The sequence below is a fragment of the Microbacterium gorillae genome (assembly GCF_000826185.2).
GTDB lineage: Bacteria > Actinomycetota > Actinomycetes > Actinomycetales > Microbacteriaceae > Microbacterium > Microbacterium gorillae.
Window position 1 is genome coordinate 605,830 of record NZ_LN648874.1, and the last position, 26,112, is coordinate 631,941.

The 26,112-nt window shown below is 68.8% G+C and carries 23 protein-coding genes; 8 read left to right on the plus strand and 15 right to left on the minus strand.

What is annotated here, in order from left to right; all coding sequences use genetic code 11:
- Window positions 1–38 precede the first annotated feature (38 nt).
- From BN1193_RS08830 to BN1193_RS08840, 3 genes are read left to right on the plus strand one after another with little or no spacing between them, the layout of a single operon-like run.
- Window positions 39–1,349, plus strand: a complete 1,311-nt coding sequence (locus BN1193_RS08830; protein ID WP_040165508.1) for a flavin-containing monooxygenase — start codon at window positions 39–41, stop codon at window positions 1,347–1,349.
- A complete protein-coding gene (locus BN1193_RS08835; protein WP_040165510.1) occupies window positions 1,346–2,311 on the plus strand; it encodes a bile acid:sodium symporter family protein in 966 nt (321 codons plus the stop codon). The genes BN1193_RS08830 and BN1193_RS08835 overlap by 4 nt, the downstream gene beginning before the upstream one ends.
- On the plus strand, window positions 2,308–3,261 hold the full coding sequence (locus BN1193_RS08840; protein ID WP_040165512.1) for an SDR family oxidoreductase: 954 nt from the start codon (window positions 2,308–2,310) through the stop codon (window positions 3,259–3,261). The genes BN1193_RS08835 and BN1193_RS08840 overlap by 4 nt, the downstream gene beginning before the upstream one ends.
- 261 nt (window positions 3,262–3,522) lie before the next feature.
- Here the strand turns inward: BN1193_RS08840 and BN1193_RS08845 are convergent, their stop codons facing one another.
- The gene (locus BN1193_RS08845) at window positions 3,523–5,148 is read right to left on the minus strand and encodes a DEAD/DEAH box helicase (protein WP_094770363.1); all 1,626 of its coding nucleotides are present in this window, start codon (window positions 5,146–5,148) and stop codon (window positions 3,523–3,525) included.
- A 474-nt stretch (window positions 5,149–5,622) separates the two neighbouring features.
- On the opposite strand from BN1193_RS08845, the gene BN1193_RS08850 reads away from it, so the two are divergent.
- On the plus strand, window positions 5,623–6,723 hold the full coding sequence (locus BN1193_RS08850; protein ID WP_094770364.1) for an IS30 family transposase: 1,101 nt from the start codon (window positions 5,623–5,625) through the stop codon (window positions 6,721–6,723).
- A gap of 68 nt (window positions 6,724–6,791) precedes the next feature.
- Here BN1193_RS08850 and BN1193_RS08855 read toward each other — a convergent pair whose 3' ends face one another.
- The 9 genes from BN1193_RS08855 to BN1193_RS08895 all read right to left on the minus strand — a co-directional run bounded on the left by BN1193_RS08855 (window position 6,792) and on the right by BN1193_RS08895 (window position 17,538).
- On the minus strand, window positions 6,792–7,709 hold the full coding sequence (locus BN1193_RS08855; protein ID WP_052460579.1) for an endonuclease domain-containing protein: 918 nt from the start codon (window positions 7,707–7,709) through the stop codon (window positions 6,792–6,794).
- Window positions 7,710–7,942: 233 nt separating this feature from the next.
- Window positions 7,943–9,058, minus strand: a complete 1,116-nt coding sequence (locus tag BN1193_RS08860) for an adenosine deaminase (RefSeq protein ID WP_040165513.1) — start codon at window positions 9,056–9,058, stop codon at window positions 7,943–7,945.
- A gap of 41 nt (window positions 9,059–9,099) precedes the next feature.
- Window positions 9,100–10,392 carry a thymidine phosphorylase gene (locus BN1193_RS08865; RefSeq protein WP_040165514.1) on the minus strand — a complete coding sequence of 431 codons (1,293 nt, stop codon included), beginning with the start codon at window positions 10,390–10,392 and terminating at the stop codon, window positions 9,100–9,102.
- Window positions 10,389–10,787, minus strand: a complete 399-nt coding sequence (locus BN1193_RS08870) for a cytidine deaminase (protein ID WP_040165516.1) — start codon at window positions 10,785–10,787, stop codon at window positions 10,389–10,391. The genes BN1193_RS08865 and BN1193_RS08870 overlap by 4 nt, the downstream gene beginning before the upstream one ends.
- Window positions 10,788–10,827: 40 nt before the next feature.
- Complete coding sequence (locus BN1193_RS08875) at window positions 10,828–12,132, minus strand: ABC transporter permease (protein WP_040165517.1); 1,305 nt, start codon at window positions 12,130–12,132, stop codon at window positions 10,828–10,830.
- On the minus strand, window positions 12,129–13,529 hold the full coding sequence (locus BN1193_RS08880) for an ABC transporter permease (protein WP_094770365.1): 1,401 nt from the start codon (window positions 13,527–13,529) through the stop codon (window positions 12,129–12,131). Before BN1193_RS08880 ends, BN1193_RS08875 begins: the two co-directional genes overlap by 4 nt.
- Window positions 13,526–15,031, minus strand: a complete 1,506-nt coding sequence (locus BN1193_RS08885; RefSeq protein WP_040165518.1) for an ABC transporter ATP-binding protein — start codon at window positions 15,029–15,031, stop codon at window positions 13,526–13,528. Before BN1193_RS08885 ends, BN1193_RS08880 begins: the two co-directional genes overlap by 4 nt.
- 83 nt (window positions 15,032–15,114) lie before the next feature.
- Window positions 15,115–16,227: a BMP family lipoprotein gene (locus tag BN1193_RS08890; protein ID WP_040165519.1), complete on the minus strand. Its 1,113-nt coding sequence runs from the start codon at window positions 16,225–16,227 to the stop codon at window positions 15,115–15,117.
- Window positions 16,228–16,419: 192 nt separating this feature from the next.
- Window positions 16,420–17,538 (minus strand): mannose-1-phosphate guanylyltransferase, encoded by a 1,119-nt coding sequence (locus BN1193_RS08895; RefSeq protein ID WP_040165521.1) that lies wholly within the window; start codon window positions 17,536–17,538, stop codon window positions 16,420–16,422.
- Window positions 17,539–17,697: 159 nt separating this feature from the next.
- Here BN1193_RS08895 and sdhC point away from each other — a divergent pair, with 159 nt between their 5' ends.
- From sdhC to BN1193_RS08915, 4 genes are read left to right on the plus strand one after another with little or no spacing between them, the layout of a single operon-like run.
- On the plus strand, window positions 17,698–18,123 hold the full coding sequence (gene sdhC, locus BN1193_RS08900) for a succinate dehydrogenase, cytochrome b556 subunit (RefSeq protein ID WP_094770366.1): 426 nt from the start codon (window positions 17,698–17,700) through the stop codon (window positions 18,121–18,123).
- Window positions 18,123–18,572, plus strand: coding sequence for a succinate dehydrogenase hydrophobic membrane anchor subunit (locus BN1193_RS08905; RefSeq protein ID WP_040165524.1), 450 nt, complete (start codon window positions 18,123–18,125; stop codon window positions 18,570–18,572). Before sdhC ends, BN1193_RS08905 begins: the two co-directional genes overlap by 1 nt.
- Before the next feature lie 19 nt (window positions 18,573–18,591).
- Window positions 18,592–20,394 carry a succinate dehydrogenase flavoprotein subunit gene (sdhA, locus tag BN1193_RS08910; RefSeq protein WP_040165526.1) on the plus strand — a complete coding sequence of 601 codons (1,803 nt, stop codon included), beginning with the start codon at window positions 18,592–18,594 and terminating at the stop codon, window positions 20,392–20,394.
- The gene (locus BN1193_RS08915) at window positions 20,394–21,155 is read left to right on the plus strand and encodes a succinate dehydrogenase iron-sulfur subunit (RefSeq protein ID WP_040165528.1); all 762 of its coding nucleotides are present in this window, start codon (window positions 20,394–20,396) and stop codon (window positions 21,153–21,155) included. Before sdhA ends, BN1193_RS08915 begins: the two co-directional genes overlap by 1 nt.
- A gap of 86 nt (window positions 21,156–21,241) precedes the next feature.
- Here BN1193_RS08915 and BN1193_RS08920 read toward each other — a convergent pair whose 3' ends face one another.
- From BN1193_RS08920 to BN1193_RS08940, 5 genes are all read right to left on the minus strand, one after another.
- On the minus strand, window positions 21,242–21,472 hold the full coding sequence (locus BN1193_RS08920; RefSeq protein ID WP_040165530.1) for a biotin/lipoyl-containing protein: 231 nt from the start codon (window positions 21,470–21,472) through the stop codon (window positions 21,242–21,244).
- On the minus strand, window positions 21,469–22,524 hold the full coding sequence (locus tag BN1193_RS08925; RefSeq protein WP_052460580.1) for an alpha-ketoacid dehydrogenase subunit beta: 1,056 nt from the start codon (window positions 22,522–22,524) through the stop codon (window positions 21,469–21,471). The genes BN1193_RS08920 and BN1193_RS08925 overlap by 4 nt, the downstream gene beginning before the upstream one ends.
- The gene (locus BN1193_RS08930; protein WP_040165792.1) at window positions 22,521–23,528 is read right to left on the minus strand and encodes a thiamine pyrophosphate-dependent dehydrogenase E1 component subunit alpha; all 1,008 of its coding nucleotides are present in this window, start codon (window positions 23,526–23,528) and stop codon (window positions 22,521–22,523) included. The genes BN1193_RS08925 and BN1193_RS08930 overlap by 4 nt, the downstream gene beginning before the upstream one ends.
- Before the next feature lie 87 nt (window positions 23,529–23,615).
- Entirely contained in the window at window positions 23,616–24,395 is a 780-nt protein-coding gene (locus BN1193_RS08935) for an IclR family transcriptional regulator (protein WP_040165531.1), read from the minus strand.
- Between the two features lie 170 nt (window positions 24,396–24,565).
- Window positions 24,566–25,846, minus strand: a complete 1,281-nt coding sequence (locus tag BN1193_RS08940) for an MFS transporter (protein WP_052460581.1) — start codon at window positions 25,844–25,846, stop codon at window positions 24,566–24,568.
- Window positions 25,847–26,112 lie beyond the last annotated feature (266 nt).

Below are 26,112 nucleotides of genomic sequence, written 5' to 3' on the forward strand. Positions count from 1 at the left end.
CGGCCGGTCCCGGCGCACGACGACGTGCGAGGAGACACATGCACCCCCACACCTACGCCATCATCGGCGCCGGCCCCTCCGGCCTCGCCGCCGCGCGCGCCCTCGATGTCGCGGGCATCCCGTTCGTCGGCTACGAAGCCTCCACCGGAGTCGGCGGCCTCTGGGACATCGAGAACCCTCGCTCGACGATGTACGAATCGGCGCACCTGATCTCCTCGCGCACCACGACCGAGTTCACCGAGTTCCCGATGCGCTCACGCGCCGACTATCCCGGCCACGCCGTGATGAAGGAGTACTTCGGCCAGTACGCGGACGCGTTCGGCCTGACCGAACACTTCCGCTTCAACACGCGCGTGACCGACGTCGTCCGGGACGGTGCGGTCTGGTCGGTCACCGCCGGCGGTCCGGACGGCGAGCGGACGGACACCTACGCCGGCGTGATCCTCGCCAACGGCACCCTCGCCGAGCCGAACGTGCCGACGTTCCCCGGCTCATTCGATGGCGAGATCATGCACACGAGCGCGTACAAGTCGGCTCGGCAGCTCGAGGGCAAGCGGGTGCTCATCATCGGGGCGGGCAACTCCGGCTGCGACATCGCGGTCGATGCGGTGCACCACGCCGCGTCCGTCGACATGAGCGTGCGACGCGGGTACTACTTCGTGCCGCGCTACCTCCTCGGCAAGCCCTCGGACACCCTCAACCAGGGCAAGCCGCTGCCGGCGCCGATCAAGCAGTTCATCGACTCCCGTGTCCTGAAGCTGTTCACCGGCGATCCGGTGCGCTTCGGCTTCCCGAAGCCGGACTACAAGATCTACGAGTCCCACCCCATCGTCAACACCATGGTGCTGAACCACCTCGGGCAGGGCGATCTGGACGTGCGCGCCGACGTCGACCGGTTCGACGGGAACACCGTGCACTTCCGGGACGGGTCGTCCGGTGACTACGACCTGATCCTGCTCGCCACGGGCTACACGCTGGACTACCCGATGGTGGACCGCGCCGAGCTGAATTGGACCGGGGCCGCACCCAGCCTGTTCCTGAACATCTTCCCGCCCACGTTCACCGGACTGTACGTGATGGGCATGATCGAGGCGTCCGGGATCGGCTGGCAGGGCCGGTACGAGCAGGCGGCGCTCATCGCCGCGTACCTGCGCGCTCTGGACCGCTCCCCCGCACAGGCGGCGGCGTTCCGCGATCGGGTGCGCGATGAGCCGTGGCCCGACCTCACCGGCGGCTACAAGTACCTCGGGCTCGACCGGATGTCGTACTACGTCAACAAGGACGCCTACCGCGGTGCGGTCCGCGCCGCCACCGAGGCCCTCGTCGCGCCGGCGAAGGTCCGCGCATGACCGGCGATCAGATCGACGCGATCTCGATCACCCCCGGCTCCCTCGTGGCGCTGAACATCGTCCTCGGCCTGATCATGTTCGGCATCGCGCTGGATGTCGCGCCGCGCGACTTCCGGGTCGTGGTGCGCCACCCGAAGCCGTTCATCATCGCGATCCTGGCCCAGGTGCTGATCCTGCCGCTGGTCACGTTCGGGCTGACGTTCGTGCTCCCGGTGACCCCATCCATGGCGCTCGGCATGATCCTCGTCGCCTGCTGCCCGCCCGGCAACATCTCCCAGGTCCTGACGCACCGCTCCGGCGGCAACGTGGCGCTGTCCGTGTCCATGACCGCCGTCGGCAATCTGCTCTACATCTTCGTGATGCCCCTGTCGATCGCGTTCTGGGGCGCGCTCAATCCGGCCACGCGGGAGATCCTGCACGCGGTCACCCTGAACCCCTGGCAGATGCTGCTGGAGATCCTGCTGATCGTCGGCCTGCCGTTCGCGCTCGGCCTGCTGATCCGGGCGCGGTTCGCCCGGTTCGCGGCGAAGATGCAGCCGATCGTGAAGTGGTTCTCCCTCCTCGCCCTGGTCGCGTTCATCGCCGTCGCCCTGATCGGCAACTGGGCGGTCTTCGTCTCCGTCCTCGGCCTCATCGTGATCGTGGTGACGCTGCATGACGCGTTCGCCCTGGCGGTCGGCTACGGCACGGCCGTGGTCGGACGCCTCGGCACCCGCGAACGCAAGGCGATGACGTTCGAGGTCGGCATCCGCAACGCGGGCCTCGGCCTGGGGCTGGTGTTCACGTTCTTCGGCGGCCTCGGCGGTATGGCGATCGTCGCCGGCTGGTGGGGCATCTGGGACATCATCGCGGGACTCATCCTCGCCTCGCTCTGGGCGCTGCACACGCGCCGTCGGACGGGGTCCGCGCAGGGCGATCCGACCGGCCGCGGTCCGGTGCTGGCTGCCGAGGCTGCAGCGTGACCCGGGTGCTCGTCACCGGGGGCGCGGGGTTCCTCGGTTCGCACGTGGTGACGGCACTGGCCGGGCACCCGTCCGTCGACATCGTGGTGGCGGCGGACCTGCGTCCGCCCACCGTTCCGCGGGACGGCGTGCTCGAGGCCCGATGCGACGTCACCGAGCCGGGCGCCCTGGAGCCACTGCTGCGCGAGCACGACATCGACACGGTGGTTCACCTCGCCGCGATCGTGAACCCCGGAGTCGACGAGGACCTCGAGTACCGCGTCGACGTCACCGGGTCACGCAACGTGTTCGACGCCTGCGTGGCGGCCGGGGTGCGTCGCGTGGTGGTGTCCTCGTCCGGTGCGGCTTACGGCTATCACCCGGACAATCCGGCCTGGATCACCGAGTCCGACCCGGTCCGTGGCAATGACGAGTTCTCCTACTCCCGGCACAAGCGCCTGGTCGAGGGGATGCTCGCGGAGCTGCGCGTGTCGCATCCCGAGCTCGAACAGGTGATCTTCCGCATCGGCACGATCCTCGGCCCGACCGTCCACAACCAGATCACGGCGCTGTGGGACGGCCCGCGGATCCTCCGCATCGCGGGGTCCGACTCCCCCTTCGTCTTCGTCTGGGTCACGGACGTCGCGGCCGCCATGGTCCGCGCGGCCACCGACGGCCCCGCCGGCATCTACAACGTCGCCGGCGACGGCGCCCTGACCGTGACGGAGATCGCCGGACGCCTGGGTAAGAAGCTGCTCACCGTCCCCGCCGGCACGCTCGCCCTCGGTCTGCGTGTGGCGCACGCGCTGCGTCTCACTCCGCACGGCCCCGCACACGTCGGGTTCCTCCGCTACCGCCCGGTGCTCGCGAACGCGTCGCTGAAGCACGACTTCGGTTTCACCCCCACGCGCACGTCGGCCGAGGCATTCGAGGAGTACCTGGCCACCCATCCCGACGTCGCCCACTCCTGACTCATCGCTCCCACCTCCGGCACTTCCGGCGCCCCCGAAGTGGCGCTACCGAGAGCAAGCCCCACGACGCTCCCGCTTTCGACACTTCCGTGCGCGTGGAGGTGTCGTTCCTGGGAGCGTCCGGACGAGGCTCGGGGAGCGAGCGCAGGCGAGTCTCCGCCGTCGCTCTCGACTCCGGCAAAAGAACCTCGCTCGACATGTCGTGAGTGAGAGCAAAGGAGGCCGTCGCGAATTCGCGACGGCCTCCGTTCTGCTGCTGTGTCAGTCCTCGGCGGACCAGGACGCGCGGCGCGAGGTGCGCGGGCGCGGGGCCGGAGACGAGGTGCTGTGCACCGGACGGGAGCCGGCCTCGCGAGCGGGCGCGGCCTGGCCGTTGCGACGGCCGCCGTTGCGCGACTGTCCGGAACGCTGCTGCTCACCCGAACGACGCTGCTCACCGGAGCGAGCCACATCCGTGCTCTGACCGGCGCCACCACGGCCACCGCGGCGACGGTTGCGGCCGCCGCCGGCACCATCGGAGGCGGACTTGCCCTCACTCGAACGCTGACCGCCCGAACGCTGACCCTGCTTGGGGGCACCGCCGGCACGGGCCTCCCGCTTGCGGCGGGCGTTCGCGCCCTGCGAGGTTCCGGCGGGCGTCTCGGCGGGCTTGTTGCCCGCACCCGGCGCACCCGCGGACGGTGCGACGTAGGGCGCGATCTCGCCGACGAGCTCCGCCACGGCGGGGCTGTCCGCGGTCACGGTCTGCGGCGTGACGGAGATCTTCGCCTTGCGCAGCAGGTCCGCGGTCTCGCGACGCTGCTCCGGCAGCACGATCGTCGCGACGTCGCCCTCGTTGCCGGCACGCGCGGTGCGACCGGAACGGTGCAGATACGCCTTGTGCTCGGCCGGCGGATCGACGTGCACGACGAGCTCGACATCGTCCACGTGCACGCCGCGCGCGGCGACGTCCGTCGCGACGAGCACCCGGACATCGCCCGAGGAGAACGCGGCGAGGTTGCGATCGCGCGCGTTCTGGGAGAGGTTGCCGTGCAGGTCCACGGCCGGAATGCCGGCGGCGGTGAGCTGCTTGGCCAGCTTCTTGGCCTGGTGCTTGGTGCGCATGAACAGCACGCGACGTCCGGTGCCCGACGCGAGCTTGCGCACCAGCGCGGTCTTGTCCTCGGCGGCGGCGACGTGGAAGACGTGGTGCGTCATCGCGGCGACCGGCGAGTTCGCCTCGTCCACGGAGTGGCGCACCGGGTCATGCAGGAAGCGGTTGACGAGCTTGTCAACGCCGTTGTCCAGCGTCGCGGAGAACAGCATGCGCTGCGCGTCGCGGCGGGTGGCGTTGAGGATCCGAGTGACGACCGGCAGGAAGCCGAGGTCGGCCATGTGGTCGGCCTCGTCGAGGACGGTGATGTCAACGTCCGCCATCGAGGCGACGCCCTGCTTCATCAGGTCGTCCAAGCGCCCGGGGCACGCGATGACGATGTCGACACCGGCGCGCAGGGCGTTCTCCTGCGGCTTCTGTGAGACGCCGCCGAAGATCGTGGTGACCTTCAGGCCCACCGCGTCGGCGAGCGGCGTGACGACGGCCGCGATCTGGGTGGCGAGCTCGCGCGTCGGCGCCAGGACGAGACCGAGCGGACGGCGGCCCTTCGGCAACGATCCGGCACGCTTCTCAGCCACACGGGCCACGAGTGGGATGGCGAACGCCAGGGTCTTGCCGGAGCCGGTGCGGCCGCGGCCGAGAACGTCACGGCCCTGGAGGGTCGACGGGAGCGTCGCGGCCTGGATCGGGAACGGGGACGTGCGGTCGGCGCGCGCGAGCACGGCGATGAGGGGTGCGGGGACGCCGAGATCGGCGAACGAGGGCACGGTGGACTGCGCGGTGGCAGCGGTCATGAGACAACTTTCGAGAGTTCCGAGGCGCGGGGCATCAGGAAGATCGGGACGGGAAGACGGTCGTCATCCGGTCGTCGCGCCGGGCGAAGGAGTAGGCCGGTAGACAATGCCGGCGTCGCACCCGCGACGATGCACGCTCTCGCGCGCGTGTCCATTCTACCGCGTACCGCCTGTGTGCCTCCGCAGGCTCCCTGCCACGCTCCGGATGCGCTGCCGCACGCTCTCCCTTTCCGCACTTCCCGCTCGCAAACCTGCCGCGGCTCAGAGCATCCCGACGTCGCTCCCGACTTCGGCAACTCGAGCCGGGCCGTCTCAGGTGGTCAGCGCAACACCTCGTTTGAGGAGGTTGCTGTGGAGTGGGGTGTGTGGTCGGTGGCTTTGTCTCGATTGGCGCGTGGCGCATCGACGATCGAGGCGGCGGAGGGTCTCGGGGTATCGCGCTACGGGGTGTCGTTGTGGGCCAGACTCGCGGGCATGGAGTTGGTCAGGGGACGCGGTGGTGGTGTTCGAGGACCTCGTGTGGACGCGGAGCGCGTCGCGCCGCCGGTGGGGCGTTCGTATCGGCGATTGACGCTCGCTGATCGTGCCTTCGTGCAGGCCGCGCGGGGGCTGAGACCACCGGTGTCGATTCGGAAGATCGCGGGCGAGCTGGGGGTGGCGCCCTCGACGATCTCGCGAGAGTTGCGCGCTCACCGTGTGAAATTCCATGCCGGTCAGTGGCGGTATCACGCGGAAGCCGCTCATCAGGTCGCGCTGCGAGACCGGGAACGAGTCCGACCCCGACGGCTGGACGATCCCGTGCTCCGAGACGCGGTCGTGGCACGCTTGAACGACAAGCTCTCTCCGCAGCAGGTCGCGGCCGAGCTGAAGACGCAGTTCCCCGACAGGCCGGAGATGCACGTGTCTCACGAAACGATCTACCAAGCCCTCTACGTTCAGGGCTACGGGACGTTGCGGCATGAGCTCACCGTTGCCAAGGCCCTTCGTTCCGGACGCGCCGGCAGGAAACCGCAATCCAAGCTTCCCCGTCGCGACAGCCGGCCGTGGCTCGACGGAGCACGGATCAGTGAACGGCCCGCGGAGGCCGCTGATCGGGCCGTTCCGGGGCACTGGGAAGGGGATCTCGTCGTCGGGCCGAACAACTCTGGCATCATCACCCTGATCGAGCGACGCTCCCGCTACGTCATGCTCGGCCGGCTCCCCGGCAGCCACGATTCCACGACCGTGATCGATGTTCTGCAACAGATGATCGAACGCCTCCCGGAGACGTTGTTCGCCTCGATCACGTGGGACCAAGGCACCGAAATGGCCCGCCACGCAGACTTCACCATCGCGACGGGATGCCCCGTATTCTTCGCCGACCCGCACTCGCCCTGGCAACGCCCCACCAACGAGAACGTCAACGGCTTGATCCGCGACTTCTACCCCAAAGGCACCGACTTCAACCACGTCACCGACGCCGATCTCACCGAAGCAGAACGCCTCCTCAACCGCCGCCCCCGACACATCCTGGACTGGCGCAAACCCCGCGAAGTACTCTTCGAGAACATCACCGGTGTTGCACTAGCCGCTTGAGACCGCCCCGTCCAGAACTGTCGGCAGTGGGAGCATCCGCTTTGGGAGCAACGGCAGCGCGGCGAACGTCAGGCGGTGTCTCCGGGGCGCCATCCCGCGGCCCAGAGCGCGCGGGACACGCGCGCCACGACGCCTGGACCGTCGCCGGTGAGGTGATGATTCAGCACCCGAACCAGGACCCACCCCGCATCGCGGATGTCATCCCACCGGTCCGCATCCCGTTGGAACTGAGCTGCATCGTCGGCATGCTGCCGGCCGTCGAACTCGACGCCGACGCGCCACCGCGGAAAGGCGAGGTCAAGGCGAGCGATGAAGGTCCCGTGCGCGTCGAACACATCCGGATTCAACTCGGGTTCCGGAAGACCGGCCCGGCAAAGGAGCAGACGCAGGTCGGTCTCCTTGGGTGACTCGGCCCCGTCTCGCACCTCGGCGAGCAACGGACGGAACCGCCCGCGGTGACTGGCGCTGAGTTCCACCGCGAGATCATCGAGCGTCACCAGCCGCCGCGAGCGATGGATCAGATGATCGGCGGCCGCGATCATCGCGTCGCCACTCCACAATCCGCAGGACTGCGCCCAGGCCCGGGCGGGCTGCTCCACGGGCAGAGCGCCGTCGTGCGGCAGCCCGCTCTCCCGGGGCCGCAGCCGGTGGCCGATCACGCCGCGGGTGCGGGGCGGCTGGGCGGGCATCATCGCGGCGACGTGCAGAACCTCGGTGGCCCCGGGCGGCGACGGCGCACCCCAGAGTCGGAGCGCGGTGGTGTGGCTGAAGAACTGCCCGGGCAACAACCGGGGCACATAGCGGCGGCACAGGGCCTCCGTCCGTTCCCGCTCACCGTCCGGAAGCTCCGCGTCGGCCCACTGTCTGACGCCACGGTACGGCCGCGCGAACCGCGGCCCGCGCAAGGACCCGGGCGGGATCCCGGCGACGCTCCCCTCCGCGAGCGAGAACGCCTCGTGGCCGAACGGACTGGAACGAATCGTCATCCCCTGACAGTGCTCCGCAGCGAGCCCTGCCAGACGTGCGCGCGGCGCATCCGGAGCACCCGACACGCGCCCCGTCCTGGGGAGGACCCGCGCCATCGCTCTCAATCGCGACAGTTCCCAGCGCCCGGAAGTGTCGCAGGAGTGAGCGACAGCGGGGATGCTCCCGATCGCGGCAGCTCCACTCGCGCGAAAGTGTCACGAGTGGGAGCGACCCGGGGTGGGGTCGCAGCGGGTCAGACGTCGAAGCCTTCGCCGATGATCTCGATGAGCTCCTCGCGCTCCTCGACGGAGAGGAAGGCGGCCGCGGCGGCGTTGAGCTGGAAGGCCTCGATGTCCTCGAGGTCGTAGCCGAACGCCTCGACCAGCAGAGCCAGCTCACGCGTCAGCGAGGTACGGCTCATCGTCCGATTGTCGGTGTTCACGGTCACCGCGAAGCCGAGCTGGTAGAGCAGGTCGAACGGGTGGTCGGCGATCTGGTCGCCCCACTCCGCGATCGCACCGGTCTGCACGTTCGAGGACGGCGACAGCTCCAGCGGGATCTCCCGGTCCCGGACCCAGCGGGCCACGTCACCGAACTGGACGCGCACCTCCTCGGCGTCCCGGTCCACGATGGTGAGGTCCTCGGCCAGGCGCACGCCGTGGCCGAGGCGCATGGCACGGCCGTCCACGAGTGCGCTGCGGATGGACTCGACGCCGTCCCCCTCGCCGGCGTGCACCGTGGTGGGGAAGAAGTTTTCCGCGAGGTAGTCGAACGCCTCGCGGTGGCCGGACGCGGGATACCCGGCCTCCGGACCGGCGATGTCGAACCCGACCACGCCCTCGCCGCGGTTCGCGACCGCGAGCCGAGCGACGCTCACCGCGTCGTCCTGGTTGCGCATGGCGGACAGCAGCTGGTTCACCCGGATGTCGTGACCCCGCGCCGACGCGGCGTCCTCCCCCGCTTCGAGCCCCTCGCGCACGGCGTCCACCGCGTCCTCGAGGGAGAGGCCACCGGCGACGTGCAGCTGCGGGGCCCAGCGGACCTCGCCGTACACGACGCCGTCCGCGGCCAGGTCCTCGACGTACTCCCGCGCCACCCGGACCAGCGCCTCGCGCGTCTGCGTGACGTCGGTGGTGAGGCGGAAGACCTCGAGGTAGGACTCCAGCGAGCCACCGGAGGTCTGCTGCAGCATCCACGCGACGAGCCCATCGGCGTCGGCGGCGGGTGCGTCGACGCCCGCATCCCGCGCCAGCTCGATGATCGTGGCCGGACGGATCGCACCGTCGAGGTGGTCGTGCAACGACACCTTCGGCAGGGAGCGCAGGGAGACGCCGTCGATGCTGACGTCGCCGGAGGCATCGATGGTCATGCCGGGTCCTTCCGGAGCAGTGAGAGGGGGTCAGCCGCAGACTACGCGGTGATTCGCTCGCGCACGAGGGGGTGCGTTTCGGGCGCGTCGTCGGCGATCTCCCACGCGCCCTCGACGGCCTCCAGCGCACGCTCGAAGCGCGCCGCGTCGTCCGCGAGCAGCGTGAACAACGGAGCACCGGCCTCGATGCGGTCCCCCGGCTTGGCGTGCAGGTCGATGCCCGCGGCGTGCACGACGGCGTCGGTGGCCCGAGCGCGTCCGGCTCCCAGGCGCCACGCGCCGATGCCGAACGGCAGGGCCTCCATGCGGGTGACGTACCCGGACCGCGATGCGGTCACGGTGTGGGTCTCGCGCGCCTCGGGAAGCGCACCGTCCGGATCTCCACCCTGAGCGGCGATCATGCCGCGCCAGGAATCCATCGCGCGACCGTCGGCCAGTGCGGCCTCCACGTCGGCGTCCGGACGACCGGCGAGCGTCAGCATCTCGCGGGCGAGCGCCACCGTCAGTTCCACGACGTCGGCGGGTCCGCCGCCGGCGAGCACCTCGACGGACTCACGGACCTCGTTCGCGTTGCCGATGGTCAGCCCCAGCGGGGTGCCCATGTCGGTCAGCAGCGCGGTGGTGTGCACGCCCGAGTCGGTACCGAGCTGGACCATCGTCCGCGCGAGCTCCCGCGCCTTGTCGATGTCCTGCATGAACGCACCGGAACCGAACTTCACGTCCAGAACGAGCGCGTCCGTACCCTCGGCGATCTTCTTGGACATGATGCTCGAGGAGATCAGCGGGATGGCCTGGACCGTGCCGGTCACGTCCCGCAGGGCGTAGAGCTTCTTGTCCGCAGGGGCGAGACCGGAACCGGCGGCGCAGATCACCGCGCCGACCTCGGAACGCATCTGCTCGAACATCTCCTCGTTGCTCAGCGACGCGCGCCAGCCGGGGATGGATTCGAGCTTGTCCAGCGTGCCGCCGGTGTGGCCGAGACCACGGCCGGACAGCTGCGGCACGGCGACCCCGAAGCACGCCACCAGCGGTGCCAGCGGCAGGGTGATCTTGTCCCCGACGCCGCCGGTGGAGTGCTTGTCCACGGTCGGCTTGCCGAGGCCGTCGAAGCTCATCCGCTCGCCGGACGCGATCATCGCGTCGGTCATGACACGGATCTCTTCCCGGCTCATGCCGTTCAGCAGGATCGCCATGGCGAAGGAGGACATCTGCGCGTCCGAGACGTAGCCGCGGGTGAAGGCGTCCACCATCCAGCGCAGGGCGTCATCCGGAACCGGGTGCTTGTCGCGCTTGGCGCTGATCACGTCGACGGCGTCGAACGGCTCAACGCTCATCGCGCGGCCTCCTCGAGGTTGCGGGGACCGAACGCGTCCGGCAGCACCTCATCGATCGTGCGGATCCCGGACACCGTCTCCAGCAGCATGCCGTCGATGGCGTGCTCGAACAGCAGCTGGCGACAGCGACCGCACGGCATCAGGGTCTGGCCGTCGCCATCCACGCACACGAACGCGACGAGCTTGCCGCCGCCGGACAGGTGCAGGGCCGAAACCAGCCCGCACTCGGCGCACAGCGTCACACCGTAGGAGGCGTTCTCCACGTTGCAGCCGGACACGATGCGTCCGTCGCTGACCAGAGCGGCGGCACCGACCCGGTAGTGCGAGTACGGCACGTAGGCCTTGCCCATCGCCTCGGTGGCTGCGGTGCGCAGCTCATCCCAATCGATGTCCATGGTGAGTTCCTCCTCGGCGGCTCGTGGCCGCGCTCGAATGTCAGGACTTGATGTAGGGCTTGCCGGATGCGGCCGGCCCCTGGATGCGACCGACGAAACCGGCGACCGCGATCAGCGTGACGATGTACGGCAGCATCAGCAGGAACTCCTTCGGCACCGGCGAGCTGAGCGCCGTGAAGGTGTTCTGCAGGTTCTGCGCGAAGCCGAACAGCAGCGCCGCGAACGTCGCGCGCACCGGGTCCCAGCGGCCGAAGATGACGGCGGCGAGGGCGATGAAGCCGAGGCCGTTGGTCATGTTCTGGGTGAACGTCGGCACGGACGCGAGCGTGAAGTACGCGCCACCGATGCCGGCCAGCGCACCCGCCAGCAGCACGTTCCAGAACCGGGTCGGGTTGACCTTGATGCCGACCGTGTCGGCGGCCTTCGGATACTCACCCACGGCCCGCACGCGCAGACCCCAGCGAGTGCGGTACAGGCTGAAGGCGACCAGCGGCACGACGATGTACATCAGGTACACGATGAAGGGCTGGTTGAACAGGATCGGCCCGATGATCGGGATGTCACCCAGCAGCGGGATCTTGATGCTCTCGAACGACACCGGCGAGTTCAGCGCCGCCGTGTTCGGGACCAGGACGATCTGGTACAGGAAGCTCGTCAGACCCAGCACCAGGACGTTCAGCACGACACCGATGATCACCTGCTCGACGAGGTACTTGATCGCGAAGGCGGCCAGGACGAAGGCGACCAGAACACCGCCGATCATGGCACCGATGAGCCCGACGTAGGGGTTCTTGGTGATGGTCGAGGCGATCGCGGCGGAGAACGCGCCGAGCAGGAACTGCGCCTCGATGGCGACGTTGACGACGCCGACGCGCTCACCGATGATGCCGCCCAGGGCGCCGAAGACCAGGGGCACGGCGAGCGAGAGCGCTCCACCGAGCAGGCCGACCACGGGCACCCGGCCGGACGCACCGGCGGCGGCCCAGGTGATGAAGGCGAACACCGCGAGCACGGCGAACACCGTCGGCGCCCAGGTTCCGGCCGAACGCCGGGTCAGCGCTGCGAACCAGCACCAGGCCGTGATCAGCACCAGGATGACCATCACGACGGCGATCGTGGCATCCGCGGGGACCGGCAGGTCGCCCAGCGTGATGTCGATCCGCTGCGCCTTCTTGGTGGGATCCAGGGCGTACACCGCGGTTCCGGACCGGGGCGCGAGCGTCAGCAGCAGGCCGAGCAGCACCAGCACCACGGTGAGCGCGATCGGCACCTTCAGCTTCAGCGGGGCCCGGACGACCGCGCCCTCGGGGGGCGGGGCGGACACGGTCGTCTGCGCGGCGGTCATGCGGACACCACCTTCTCGTTCTGCTTGGAGGCCTTCTTCGCGGCTCGCTCCGACTTGGCGCGGGCGATCGCGGCGAGTTCGACGTCCGTCTTCGGGAGGAAGAAGATCGAACGCACCAGCGGCGGCGCCGCGATGAAGAGCACGATGATCGACTGCACCACCGTGACGATCTCGGCGGGAATGCCTTGCCCGGCCATGCCGAACGAACCGGCCTTCAGCGCGCCGAACAGGAGCCCGGCGGCGAACACGCCGCCGGCCCGCGAGCGTCCGAGCAGCGCGACCGTGATCGCGGAGAAGCCGATGCCGGCGTCGAACGCGTTGTTGAATCCGGACGTGGTCACCACGGTCACCTGGTAGGAGCCGGCCACACCGGCGAGGGCGCCGGCGAACACCATGGCGTAGACGTACATGCGCGGCACGCTGATTCCTGCGGCACGCGCGGCGAGCGGGTTCTGTCCCACCGCCCGCATCCGGAAGCCGAGGGCCGAACGCTCCATCAGCCACCACACGATGATCGTGATGATGATGACGACGACCAGGCCGACGTTCAGGCCCGGCAGCTGCGGTCCGAACAGCGGCGGCAGCTGCGCGCTCTCCGGCGTCGGGACCGACTGCGACTGATTCGAGCCGGGCTTCTGCAGACCGGGGGTGCGAACCAGGAAGCCCACGAGGTTCAGGGCGATCCAGTTCAACATGATCGTCAGGATCACCTCGTGCGCGCCCGTGCGCGCCTTCAGGAACCCGGCGATGAAGCCCCAGAGCGCTCCGCCGAGCGCGGCCACGATGATGGTGAGCGGGATGTGCAGCCACATCGGCAGGTCCATCTGGAAGGACAGGAAACCGGCGAAGACGCCGGCGATGAGCATCTGCCCCTGCGCACCGATGTTGAACAGACCGACGCGGAAGGCCAGACCGACGCCGAGACCGGCGAGGATCAGGGGCACCGCGAAGCTGAGCGTGTTCGTGAACGGCCGGATGAACCGGATGAAGTTCTGTGCCTGCGGGTCGACGATGGAGCCGCGGAACAGCGCGTAGTAGCCGTTGGAGACCGCGTGCCAGACGGCGGCGAGCATGTCACCGGGGCGGGCGAAGAAGTAGCCCGCCGTCTTCTGCACGTTGTCATCGGTGACCGCGATCAGGATGCCGCCGATGATGAAGGCCGCCACGATCGCGAGGATCGTCGTGACGACGCTGCCGCGCAGGATCTCCCGGATCACGGTGTTCGAGACGTTCGGAATCCGCTCCGGACGCTCGCCGGGAGGCGTCTCGGCAGCCAGCGCCGCACGGGTGTCGGCGATGCCCCCGGGCACGTTCCGGTCCCCCGCGACGGCTTCCGCCGCGGCGGTGGGGCCGTCGGCGAGCGGGTCCGAGCGTCCGGTCAGCTTGTCGTCGCTCATGCTGCGTCCTTCTCTCCGGCCATGAGGAGGCCGAGCACGTCGCGCGGCGTGTCCGCCGGCACGATGGCCATGATGCGTCCGCGGTACATCACCGCGATCTTGTCCGCGAGCTGCGTGACCTCGTCGAGCTCGGTGGAGACCACCACCACCGGGACACCGGCGTCGCGGGTCTCGATGATGCGCTTGTGGATGAACTCGATGGAACCGACGTCGACACCGCGGGTGGGCTGCGAGGCGATCAGCAGTCTCAGTTCGCGGCTGAGCTCCCGGGCGATGACGACCTTCTGCTGGTTACCACCGGACAGCGCGGCCGCGGCCTGGTCCGGCCCCTGCGTGCGGATGTCGTACTCCGAGATGCGGTCGCGGGCGAACTCGTCCAGCGATCCGCGGCGGATCGTTCCGGCGGAGATGAAGGCCGGATCGCTGGAGCGATCGAGCATGAGGTTCTCGGCGATCGAGAACGTGCCGACCAGGCCGTCCTCATTGCGATCCTCCGGGACGAAGCCGACGCCGGCGTCCAGCACGGCGCGCACGCTCTTGCCGACGAGGGTCACGCCGTCCAGGTCCGCGGTTCCGGTGACGCGCTGCTGCATGCCGACCAGGGCCTCAACGAGCTCGGTCTGACCGTTGCCCTGGACACCGGCGATCGCGAGCACCTCGCCCGGGTGGACGTCGAAGCTGACGTGGTCGACCACGAGCGCCCCGGTGGGGGTCTGCACCGACAGGTCGGCGACGCGCAGACCGCCCGAGCGCACGTTCGGTGCTCCCTTGTGCACGGTCAGCTCGACGGCGCGACCGACCATTGCGGACGCCAGTTCGGCGTTGCTCGCGGTGGGCTCTGCCTGTCCGACGACCTTGCCCAGGCGGATGATCGTGATGCGGTCCGCCACTTCGCGGACCTCACGGAGCTTGTGGGTGATGAAGACGATGGCGGTGCCCTCGTCGCGCAGCTGACGCATGATCGCCATCAGCTCGTCCGTCTCCTGAGGCGTCAGCACCGCGGTCGGCTCGTCGAAGACCAGGACTCGGGCGTCGCGGGAGAGGGCCTTGATGATCTCCACGCGCTGCTGCACACCGACCGGCAGATCGCCGACGATGGCGTCCGGGTCGATCTCGAAACCGAACCGTGCGGCGACGGAGCGGACGTGCTCGCGCGCGGCCGCCAGGTCGAGGATGCCGCCGGCCTTGGTCTCCTCGTGGCCGAGCATCACGTTCTCGGCGACGGTGAAGACGGGGATCAGCATGAAGTGCTGGTGGACCATCCCGATGCCGGCCGCCATCGCGTCCCCGGGGCCGGCGAAGGCCTGCACCTTGTCGTCGAGCAGGATTTCACCCTCATCGGCCTGGTACAGGCCGTACAGGACGTTCATCAGGGTGGACTTTCCGGCGCCGTTCTCACCGAGCAGCGCGTGGATCTCTCCGGGCTGGACGACGAGGTCGATGTGGTCGTTGGCGACGAGCGGGCCGAACCGCTTGGTGATGCCGCGGAGCTCGAGCTTCATAGATGATCACCCTACTCAGGAGGTACGGAGGACGACAGATGCGGCCGGGCGGAGGATTCCGCCCGGCCGCATCCGGGAGTGGGTCAGGCCTTCGGCGAAGAGACCGAGGTGACCTTGATCGAGCCGTCGATGATGCTCTTCTTGAGCTCGTCGAGCTTGTCGGTCAGGCCGGCCGGCAGCTTCGACTCGAAGTCGTGGAAGCTGGACAGGCCGACGCCGTCGTTCTCCAGCGTGCCGACGTACGGCGTCGCGTCGAACTTGTCCGCGGCGGCATCCTTGACCACGGCGTACACCGACTCATCGATGCGCTTCATGATCGAGACGAGCACCTTGCTGGCCACCGACGGGTCGGAGACGGCGACGTCCGAGTCGACACCGAGCATGACGTCACCCTCGCCCATGGCGGCGGCGGCGGACTGGTAGATCGGGCCACCGACCGGGAGCAGCACGTCGGCGCCCTGGTCGAGCAGGGTCTGCGCGGTCTGCTTGGCGGTGTCGTTGGCGGCGAAGCCACCGGTCATGGCACCGTTCTGCTTCGCGACGTCCCAGCCGACGGTTTCGACCTTCTTGTTGTTGTCCTCGTTGAACTTCTTCACGCCGTCGACGAAGCCGTCCATGAAGATCGTCACCGGCGGGATCTGCATGCCACCGAAGGTGCCGACCTTGTTGACGCCCTCCTGGTCGGACCATGCCGCCGCGGCGTAGCCGCCGAGGTACGCGGCCTGGACCGTGTCGAACAGCAGGGGCTTGATGTTCGGGGCGTCGGTCTTGCCGTCGCCGTCGACGTCCGCGGAGTCATCGATGATCGCGTAGTTGATGTCGGGGTTGGCCTTGGCCGAGTCGACCGTCGCCGCGGCCAGGTTGAAGCCGACCGTGATGATCAGCGTGCAGTTCTGGCTGACCAGCTCCTCCATGTTGGGGGCGTAGTCGTTCGCCGAGTCGGACTGCAGCTCGACGGCCTTGACACCGAGTTCGCTGGAGATCTTGTCCAGACCCTCCTTGGCGGACTGGTTGAAGGACTTGTCGTTCCAGCCACCGTCGTCGGAGACGATGCAGGGCTTGAAGTTGCTGTCAGCCGGCTTCTCAGCCGCGCCCGTCTTGTTGTCGGTGGGCGCCGAGCCACAACCGGCAAGGGCGACGAGAAGGCCGGCGGCGGTGACGACTCCGGCGAGCTTCTTGGTGGTTGAGATGGTCACTCAGGGCCTCCACGGTTCCGCCCCGCGCACTTCACGGGAGCATCCGAAAAGTTACCCTCTGTGACGCCCGCGTTCCCACGCCCGGCGCGGCTTGGTTGCCGAATGGTTACAAAAGCGGTTCGCCGTCGCACAGACGCGCACGGCGCCTCGATGGCTGTGCGCAGATGAGCACGGGCCCGCTCACCCCCGCGGTCAGAGGACGTCGCCGCGGCCCGTGAGTTTGAGAGCGTCCACAACACCCTTCACCCGCTGGGCCTGCTCCTTCGTCGTGACCAGGAGAGCGTCCGGAGTGTCCACGATGACGATGTCGCGCACGCCGACGACGGAGATCACGCGCTTGGTCTGGCTCACCAGGATTCCGCTGGACGCATCCGTGAGCACCCGCGCTCCGGACCCGAGGATCGCGAAGTCATCGGGGCGCCCCCGGGACATCAGCTTGGCGAGGCTGGCGAAGTCCCCCACGTCGTCCCAATCGAAGTGCCCCGGGATCACGGCGAGACGCCCCGCTTCCGCGGCGGGCTCCGCGACGGAGTAGTCGATCGCGATCTTCTCCAGCTTCGGCCAGATGCGGTCAACCGCGGGGCCACGCCGGTCGCGGTCATCCCACACCTCGGCCAGTTCCAGCAGACCGGCATGCAGCTCCGGCTTCGTGCGCGCCAACTGATCGAGCAGGACGTCCGCCCGCGAGATGAACATGCCCGCGTTCCAAAGGTACGTGCGCTCGGCGAGGTACGCCTTGGCCGTCTCCAGATCCGGTTTCTCCACGAAGTGCTCGACGAGGGTCGCCTCGGGTGCGCCGTCGACGACCAGCTCGTCGGTGCTGCGCTTGATGTAGCCGAACCCGACCGCCGGTTCGGTGGGCTGGATGCCGATCGTGACGATGTATCCGGCTCGCGCGGTCGCCACCGCCTGCTCAACGGCCATCTGGAACACGCGCGGACCGATGATGACGTGGTCGGCGGCGAAGGAGCCGATGACGACATTCGGATTGCGCCGATGCAGGATCGCGGCGGCCAGTCCGATCGCCGCCGACGAGTCGCGCGGTTCGGACTCCAGGAAGATGTTCTGGTCGGTCAGATCCGGCAGCTCCCCCTCCACGGCGGCACGATGCGCGCGACCCGTGACCACGGCGATCCGGTCCGGTCCGGTCAGCGGCAGCAGGCGGTCCCACGTGTCACGCAGCAGCGAGTGTCCGGACCCGGTGAGGTCGTGGAGGAACTTCGGCGCATCGGCTCGGGACAGTGGCCAGAGGCGGCTCCCGATTCCCCCGGCGGGGATCACGGCGTAGAAGTCGTCGATCTCGGCGTTCATGCCTGCCACCGTACCCGGACACGGACCGCGCGGCCTTCGACCACGACGTTCGTAAGGGTGACCTGGCTCGCAGGAGTCTCCCAGCGGGCATAAGATGAGCCGTACAGCGCCCGCGCGTCGTTTGCGCCCGCGCACAAACATCGATCAGGGAGGACGACCGTGTCCGCAAGCACTCGCTTGACACCGTCGGTATCCGAGACCACATCGAAGACGCCGCGCGGAACCCTGTATCGGGGCCACGAAGGCATGTGGTCATGGGTTCTGCACCGCATCACCGGTGTCGCGATCTTCTTCTTCCTGCTGGTCCACATTCTGGACACAGCACTCATCCGCGTCTCCCCCGAGGCCTACAACGCCGTCATCGGCACGTACAAGAACCCGATCATGGCCCTCGGTGAGGTCGCCCTGGTCGGTGCGATCGCGTACCACGCCTACAACGGGCTGCGCATCATCATCGTGGACTTCTGGTCCAAGGGTGCGAAGTACCAGCAGTACCTGTTCTGGGGCGTGCTGGGCCTGTGGGTCATCACGATGCTGGGCTTCGTTCCGCGGCATCTGATGCTCGCGTTCGGAGGGGGACACTGATGACCGCTGACATGCTGGCGATGCCCCGCGCACCGCACACGCCCCGCCACACCGGCATCAACCTCGAGAAGTGGGGTTGGATGTACATGCGCATCTCGGGCGTCGTGCTCGTGGTGCTCATCTTCGGTCACCTGTTCGTCAACCTCATGGTCGGCCAGGGAATCCATGCGGTGGACTTCGCGTTCGTCGCGGGCAAGTACGCCACCCCGTTCTGGCAGGTCTGGGACGGTCTGATGCTCTGGCTGGCCCTCATCCACGGCGCGAACGGCATGCGCACGATCACGAACGACTACGTGACCCACGCCACCGTCCGCAAGGTCCTGATCACCGCGATCTGGCTGGCCGCGGCCGTCCTGATCATCCTCGGCACGCTCGTCATCGTCACCTTCGACCCCTGCCTGGGCGTGACGAGCGACAGCACGCTGTGGGAACTGTGCCAGACCAAGTGAGCGACGGAGACACCGCAAAGTGACTAACGAGACTGCATCATCGCGCGTCGTCGACGGCGTGCACTACCACCAGTTCGACGTCGTGATCGTGGGTGCCGGTGGCGCCGGCATGCGCGCGGCGATCGAGGCCGGCCCCGGCGCCAACACCGCGGTCATCTCGAAGCTCTACCCGACGCGCTCGCACACGGGCGCCGCTCAGGGCGGCATGGCCGCCGCGCTCGGCAACGTGGAAGAGGACTCCTGGGAGTGGCACACGTTCGACACCGTCAAGGGTGGCGACTACCTCGTCGACCAGGACGCGGCTGAGATCCTCGCGAAGGAGGCCATCGACGCGGTCATCGACCTCGAGAACATGGGCCTGCCCTTCAACCGCACGCCCGAGGGCAAGATCGACCAGCGCCGCTTCGGTGGGCACACGCGTGACCACGGCAAGAGCCCGGTCCGTCGCGCGTGCTACGCCGCCGACCGCACGGGTCACATGATCCTGCAGACGCTTTACCAGAACTGCGTTCGCCTCGGCATCAACTTCTTCAACGAGTTCTACGCGCTGGATCTGATCACGGTCGGCGAGGGCAAGGACACGCAGGTCGCCGGTGTGGTGGCGTACGAGCTCGCCACCGGTGAGATCCACGTCTTCCACTCCAAGGCGGTCATCTTCGCCACCGGTGGTTTCGGCAAGATGTTCAAGACCACCTCCAACGCCCACACCCTGACCGGTGACGGCGTCGGCATCATCTGGCGCAAGAAGCTGCCGCTGGAGGACATGGAGTTCTTCCAGTTCCACCCGACCGGCCTGGCCGGCCTCGGCATCCTCCTCACCGAGGGTGCCCGCGGCGAGGGCGCGATCCTGCGCAACGCCTCGGGTGAGCGGTTCATGGAGCGCTACGCCCCCACCATCAAGGACCTCGCTCCCCGCGACATCGTCGCGCGATCGATGGTCCAGGAGGTGCTGGACGGTCGTGGCGCCGGTCCCCACAAGGACTACGTCTACCTGGACTGCACGCACCTCGGGGCCGAGGTCCTGGAGACCAAGCTCCCGGACATCACCGAGTTCGCCCGCACGTACCTGGGCGTCGACCCGGTCACCGAGCCGGTGCCGGTGATGCCGACCGCGCACTACGCGATGGGCGGCATCCCGACCAACAACGACGCCGAGGTCCTCGCGGACAACGACACCGTCGTTCCCGGTCTGTACGCCGCCGGCGAGTGCGCCTGCGTCTCCGTGCACGGCTCGAACCGCCTCGGCACCAACTCGCTGCTGGACATCAACGTCTTCGGCAAGCGCGCCGGCCGCAACGCGGTGGCCTACTCCCAGACGGCCGAGTTCGTGCCGCTTCCGGAGAACCCCGCGAAGTTCGTGACGGACATGGTCGAGTCGGTCCGCACCGCCAAGGGCACCGAGCGCATCGCGCACCTGCGCAAGAAGCTGCAGGACGAGATGGACATGAAGGCCCAGGTGTTCCGCACCGAGGACTCCCTGTCCGACGTGCTCGGCACGATCGAGGAGCTGCGCGAGCGGTACAAGAACATCTACGTCGACGACAAGGGCAAGCGGTACAACACCGACCTGCTCGAGGCGATCGAGCTGGGCTTCCTGCTCGACCTCGCCGAGGTGGTCGTGCACACCGCGCGCAACCGCAAGGAGAGCCGTGGCGGTCACATGCGCGACGACTTCCCCAAGCGCGACGACGAGAACTACATGAAGCACACGATGGCGTACCTGTCCGGCGACCCGCACTCGTCGGACGCCAGCGACCACATCCGTTTGGATTGGAAGCCCGTGGTCGTCACCCGCTACCAGCCGATGGAGAGGAAGTACTGATGTCCGGTGCTGTCGCCGAGGCCCCCGCTGCCGATTCCGGCATCCAGGCCTACACCGTCACCTTCATCATCCGCCGCTTCGACCCGGAGCAGGATGCTGAACCGCGCTGGGTCGACTACGACGTGCTGATGTACCCCACCGATCGTGTGCTGGACGCCCTGCACAAGATCAAGTGGGACGTCGACGGCTCGCTCGCCTTCCGTCGCTCCTGCGCTCACGGTGTCTGCGGTTCGGACGCCATGCGCATCAACGGTCGCAACCGCCTCGCCTGCAAGACGCTGATCAAGGACCTGGACATCTCCAAGCCGATCTACGTCGAGGCGATCAAGGGTCTGCCGCTGGAGAAGGACCTGATCGTGGACATGGAGCCGTTCTTCGCCTCCTACCGCGAGATCCAGCCCTTCCTGCAGCCGACGACCGCTGCGGAGCCGGGCAAGGAGCGTCTGCAGACGATCGAGCAGCGCGAGCGCTTCGACGACACCACCAAGTGCATCCTGTGCGCCGCGTGCACCTCGTCCTGCCCCGTGTTCTGGACCGACGGCCAGTACTTCGGTCCGGCCGCGATCGTGAACGCGCACCGCTTCATCTTCGACTCGCGCGACGAGGCCGGGGACGTTCGCCTGGACATCCTCAACGACAAGGAGGGCGTGTGGCGCTGCCGCACCACCTTCAACTGCACCGAGGCGTGCCCGCGTGGCATCGAGGTCACCAAGGCCATCGCCGAGGTCAAGCAGGCCGTCCTGTCCGGACGCACGCACTGACAAGCACGAAGGGGCGTCACCATCCGGTGACGCCCCTTCGTGCTTCCCGGGGCCGGGACGCTCGTCGCCCCGGCCCTCGTCCGTGTTCACTCGATGCGAGCGATCACATCCCCCTGCGCGACCTCGGTCTCCTCTGGGACGAGGGTGGTGATGGTGCCGGCCGTGGCGGCGTGCACCTCCATGTCGACCTTGTCCATCGCGATCTCAGCGATCATGTCGCCCTCGACCACGGTCTCCCCGTTGTCCACGAACCAGGTGACGATGACACCCTTCTGGTCCGCGTCCCCGGACATCTCCGGGAAGACGACGTCGGTCATTTCGCGACCGCCTCGCGGACGGCCGCCTCGATCCGGGCCGGGGTCGGGAGGACGGCGTACTCCAGCTCACGCGCGTACGGCAGCGGAACGTCCGGAACCGCGACGCGGCTGACGTGGGTGAGAACGCCGGGCTCGCGCTCCACGACCGACGCGATGACCTCACCGGTGACGCCGAAGGACTGGTAGTCCTCGTCCACGACCACGAGACGCCCGGTCTTGCGCACGGACTCCAGAATGGCGTCGCGATCCAGCGGGACGAGGCTGCGCAGGTCGATCACCTCGACGCTGATGCCCTCCTCGGCGAGCTTCTCGGCGACGTCCAGACTGTGGTGCACGGACAGCGACAGCGTGACGATCGTGACGTCCGTCCCCTCCCGGGCGACGCGCGCCTTGCCGATCGGCACCTCGTACGCCTCGGTCGGGACCGCGCCGATCGAGCGCGGGTTCTTCTTCATCCAGCCGAGGCCCATGACGCCCTTGTGGAACAGGTACACCACCGGATCGTCGGACCGGATCGCGGCCGTCATCAGCCCCTTCGCGTCGTACGGGTTGGACGGCACGACGACCTTCATCCCGGGGAGGTGCGCGAACGTGCCCCAGAGGCTCTGCGAGTGCTGGGCGCCGTCCGAGTAGCCGCCGCCGGTGGCCGCCATCAGGACCATCGGGACCCGGACGTTGCCGCCGGATTCGTAGTGGATCTTCGCCATGTGGTTGTAGATCTGATCCATGCAGACGCCGAAGAAGTCCACGAACATCAGCTCGACGACCGGACGCAGCCCCTCGACCGCGGCGCCGATGCCGAGGCCGATGAATGCGGTCTCCGAGATCGGGGTGTCCAGCACCCGGTCCGGTCCGAACTCGTCCAACAGGCCCGTGGTGGCGGAGAAGATGCCGCCATAGGAGCCGACGTCCTCCCCCATCACGAAGACGTTCTCGTCCTGCTGCATCTGCTGGGCGATGGCCTCCGACACGGCCTTCGCCGTGGACAGCTTCCGCCGCCCCGGTTCCGGCTCGACGGGCAGGGTGTCGGTGTTCTCGATCGTGATGCTCATGCGGGGATTCCTTCCGTGAAGACGTACTTCAGGGCGTCGTCGGGCGACGGGACGGGAGAGGCCTTGGCGAACGCGATGGCGTCCTCGACGCGCTCGGCGGCACCGGTGCGGATGAGGGCGACGTCGGCCTCGGTGAGGACGCCGTCGGCGACGAGCGCGGCGACGTAGGTCGGGATCGGGTCACGACCGGGCGCTCCCTCGAGATCCGGGCGATAGCCCTGCGCGTCTCCCTCGAAGTGCCCCCACAGGCGCAGGGTGTGCACCTCGATCAGGCTCGGCCCCTCGCCCGCCCGGGCGCGGGCGACGGCCGCGCCGACGGCGGCGTGGACGGCCTCGACGGCGTTGTCCTCGACGCGCACACCCGGGATCCCGTAGGCCGCAGCGCGTGCGGCGTTGGAGGGCACGGAGGTGGACGCCGAGCGCGGCACCGAGATGCCCCAGTCGTTGTCCTCGACGACGAAGACGACCGGCAGCTTCCACAGCGCGGCGAGGTTCAGCGACTCGTGGAACGCGCCCTGGTTCGCCGCGCCCTCACCTGTGACGGCGACGGCGACGCCGTCCGTCCCGGCTCGCCGCAGGGCGAAGGCCTGGCCGAGCGCCGGCGGCAGACCCTCCGCGATGATGCCGGAGCAGGAGAAGTGCCGGTCCGGGTCGAACAGGTGCATGTGCCCACCACGACCGCGGCCGAGGCCGTCCTCGCGCCCGAAGATCTCCGCCGTCATGCGGCGCAGGTCCACGCCGTGCGCGATCGCGACGTGGTGCGGACGGTGCGTCGCGGTGAGCGCGTCACCTTCGCGCAGGTGTGCGCCGATGCCGGCGGCGACGGGCTCCTGCCCCGCGGACAGGTGCATCTCGCCCGGCACGAGGCCGGCACCGATGTCGAATCCGGGGGACTTGTCCGCGTGGTACTCGCGCAGAATCGCCTCTTCATAGGTCCGGATCAGGATCATCATGCTGAGCAGGTCGCGCCTGCTCTGCGCGGTGAGCCCGGAAGTGTCGGCCATGATCGCCTCCTGGTTCTGGGGCATCGACGGTGATGCCCGGTGCCCTCACGCTACGAAGCGACCAGCAGGATCGGCAGGCCGCGGATTTCAGATGGTGAACTGCCCGAACCGGTCCGCGCCGAGTTGCAGTGACAGGCGTCCGGCCGCGCTCCGCAGGCTCCGGACGATCTCGGGCAGCCGCTCGTCTCGCTCGGGCGTCGGAACGGACACCGCGAGCGCGGCGGTGAGGCCGGGCGCCGCCACCGGCACCGCGATGCAGGTGTAGCCGATGGCGTACTCCTCGCGGTCCACGGTCCAGTTCTCGGCGTGGTCGAGCTGCTGCAAGAGCGTCCGGCGGTCGCTGATCGTGTGCGGAGTGAGGGTCTCCAGGTCGTGGCGGGAGAGGTAGTCCTGGCGCTCGTCGGCGGGCAGTTCGGCGAGGATCTGCTTGCCGAGCGCAGTGGCGTGCGCGCTGTCGTGCAGGCCGACCCAGAGCTCCACCCGCGGGCTGTGGCGCGCGTCCACGATGTCGACCAGGTGCACCTCGCCGTCGTCGTACCGGGACAGGTAGGCGGTCGCGCCGACGTCGTCGGTGACGGCGTTCAGCACCGTCCGGACGCGGGAGAGGAAGACCCCGCGCTCCCGGCTCTCGCTGCGGAACGCCGGAAAGCGTTCGCCGAGGACCAGCCCGTCCGGTTCGGCGGTGAGGTACCCCTCGTGGATCAGGGTGCGCACGAGGTTGTACGTCGTGCCGGGAGTCAGGCCGGATGCCGCGGCGAGCGCCTTGACGGGCATCGGACGCGCCTGGTTGGCGACGATGTCGACGAGCGAGAGCGCGCGCTGGACGGACCCGATCAGGGTCTGCTCACGCTCGTTCGGTGTCGTCATCGCCACTCCCGCGGTCAGGATATCCGCTGTTCCCGGCCCCGGCCCCTGCCGAACGGGGGTGCTGTCTCGGGACGGCGGCGCGCACGGCGGCGGGGCCGGATTCGGACACGCCGGGCGGGCACGTCGTGCGCCCGGCGTGTCCGGCACGTGCCCCGCCGCTGTGCCCGGAGTCAGCCGGCGTGATCGCCGTGGCGGGCCGTGCGCAGGGGCGAGAGCAACACCACGAGGGCGGCGATCCCGAAGATGACGGCGGCGATCCCGAAGGTCCAGCGCAGGCCGATCAGTGTGCCGAGCAGCCCGGCGAGGAGCGCACCGACGAAGAAGACCATGCGGTTGACGGTGCGGATCGTCGCGTTCATCCGTCCCTGCAGGTGGTCGGGCGCGACCGCCTGGCGGTAGCCGGAATCGTTCGCGTCCTCGATCCCCATGGACAGGCCGTACAGCAGTTGCGCCGCACCGACGACCACCGTGAGCACTCCGACGCCGGCGGACGGTGTCAGCGGCAGCACCGCGAGCGCCACCCACGGGACGACCGCCAGCACCCTCCCCGCGAGGATCGCCCGCCCCGCTCCGAACCGGGCTCCGAGCCGCGGCGCGATGAGGGCGCCGATCAGACCACCGACGCCGCCCGCCGCCACAGCGAGGGCGAAGGCCCACGCGGGCAGGGCGAGCTCGTCCAGGGCGTAGAGAGCGAACAGTGTCGCGGCCAGCGCGTTGGCGAGGAACCAGATGTGCACCGACAGCGCCAGCGGTCGAAGCGTGCGGTGCCGGTACGTGAAACGCATCCCCTCCACGATGTCGTGGCCGAGGTGCCGTCCGGGCTCGCGGGCGGGCACGGGCGGTTCGTCTACCCGGATCTGGGACTGCAGGATCGCCGCGATCGCACTGATGACCGCGTCGATCAGGAACAGCAGCGGGGCTCCGAGCCAGCTGATGAGCACGCCGCCGAGGGCCGGCCCCGCGGTCTCGGCCACGGTGCCGCTCTGCCCGAGCCGAGCGTTCGCGGCAACCAGCTGATCGCGTGGGACCAGTTGCGGCAGCAGCGGCTGGGACGCCGAGTCGGTGAACATGGTCAGCAGTCCGAGCACGACCGCGAACACCGTCAGCACGGCGAACGTGAGCGTGTCGGTGAGCAGCAGGATCGGGATGATCGCCAGGACCAGGGCACGACCGATGCTGGCCCAGACGAGCGTGCGTTGCCGCCGCCAGCGGTCCATCAGCGCACCGATGACGAAGCCGAACAGGAAATACGGCACGACGCCGAGCGCGCTGAACAGCCCCACCTGCGCCGCATCCGCCCCGAGGATCGCGACGAGCACGACCTGCATCGCGACCCCCGCGATCGTGCCGCCGAACGCCCGGAGCGTCGCCGCACTCCAGAACAGCGCGAACCCGGGAATCCGCAGGACCTCGCCGCCGAACTCCCCGGACCGCGACGTCGGGACAGCCATCTGACCAGTCTAGGAAAGAGCGGCCGCCGTTCATCCTCTCCGCGTGTCGGACGGGTCGTGCTCACCGCCCGCGCGGTCCGCATTCTCGTAACCGGGCCTTTCTGGTCCCGGTCGGGGATGCTCGTATGCGTTCCGCGGTATGCGTCGACACGTACCGTGGGGGAAAGCGATCGGCAGCCGCCCCCCCCCCCCCCCATCATCTTCTCTCAACACAACAACCACACCCCCCACCCACCTGTCCGTCACGCTGCTTCCGGCCTCCCTCC

Bases quoted from the DNA above. Each gene is read 5' to 3' on its own strand.
- BN1193_RS08830 (WP_040165508.1), top strand. From the start codon at position 39: ATGCACCCCCACACCTACGCCATCATCGGCGCCGGCCCCTCCGGCCTC.
- BN1193_RS08835 (WP_040165510.1), top strand. From the start codon at position 1,346: ATGACCGGCGATCAGATCGACGCGATCTCGATCACCCCCGGCTCCCTC.
- BN1193_RS08845 (WP_094770363.1), bottom strand. From the start codon at position 5,148: ATGACCGCTGCCACCGCGCAGTCCACCGTGCCCTCGTTCGCCGATCTC.
- BN1193_RS08850 (WP_094770364.1), top strand. From the start codon at position 5,623: ATGGAGTTGGTCAGGGGACGCGGTGGTGGTGTTCGAGGACCTCGTGTG.
- BN1193_RS08855 (WP_052460579.1), bottom strand. From the start codon at position 7,709: ATGACGATTCGTTCCAGTCCGTTCGGCCACGAGGCGTTCTCGCTCGCG.
- BN1193_RS08860 (WP_040165513.1), bottom strand. From the start codon at position 9,058: ATGACCATCGATGCCTCCGGCGACGTCAGCATCGACGGCGTCTCCCTG.
- BN1193_RS08865 (WP_040165514.1), bottom strand. From the start codon at position 10,392: ATGAGCGTTGAGCCGTTCGACGCCGTCGACGTGATCAGCGCCAAGCGC.
- BN1193_RS08870 (WP_040165516.1), bottom strand. From the start codon at position 10,787: ATGGACATCGATTGGGATGAGCTGCGCACCGCAGCCACCGAGGCGATG.
- BN1193_RS08875 (WP_040165517.1), bottom strand. From the start codon at position 12,132: ATGACCGCCGCGCAGACGACCGTGTCCGCCCCGCCCCCCGAGGGCGCG.
- BN1193_RS08880 (WP_094770365.1), bottom strand. From the start codon at position 13,529: ATGAGCGACGACAAGCTGACCGGACGCTCGGACCCGCTCGCCGACGGC.
- BN1193_RS08885 (WP_040165518.1), bottom strand. From the start codon at position 15,031: ATGAAGCTCGAGCTCCGCGGCATCACCAAGCGGTTCGGCCCGCTCGTC.
- BN1193_RS08895 (WP_040165521.1), bottom strand. From the start codon at position 17,538: ATGAACGCCGAGATCGACGACTTCTACGCCGTGATCCCCGCCGGGGGA.
- BN1193_RS08905 (WP_040165524.1), top strand. From the start codon at position 18,123: ATGACCGCTGACATGCTGGCGATGCCCCGCGCACCGCACACGCCCCGC.
- BN1193_RS08915 (WP_040165528.1), top strand. From the start codon at position 20,394: ATGTCCGGTGCTGTCGCCGAGGCCCCCGCTGCCGATTCCGGCATCCAG.
- BN1193_RS08920 (WP_040165530.1), bottom strand. From the start codon at position 21,472: ATGACCGACGTCGTCTTCCCGGAGATGTCCGGGGACGCGGACCAGAAG.
- BN1193_RS08925 (WP_052460580.1), bottom strand. From the start codon at position 22,524: ATGAGCATCACGATCGAGAACACCGACACCCTGCCCGTCGAGCCGGAA.
- BN1193_RS08930 (WP_040165792.1), bottom strand. From the start codon at position 23,528: ATGGCCGACACTTCCGGGCTCACCGCGCAGAGCAGGCGCGACCTGCTC.
- BN1193_RS08935 (WP_040165531.1), bottom strand. From the start codon at position 24,395: ATGACGACACCGAACGAGCGTGAGCAGACCCTGATCGGGTCCGTCCAG.
- BN1193_RS08940 (WP_052460581.1), bottom strand. From the start codon at position 25,846: ATGGCTGTCCCGACGTCGCGGTCCGGGGAGTTCGGCGGCGAGGTCCTG.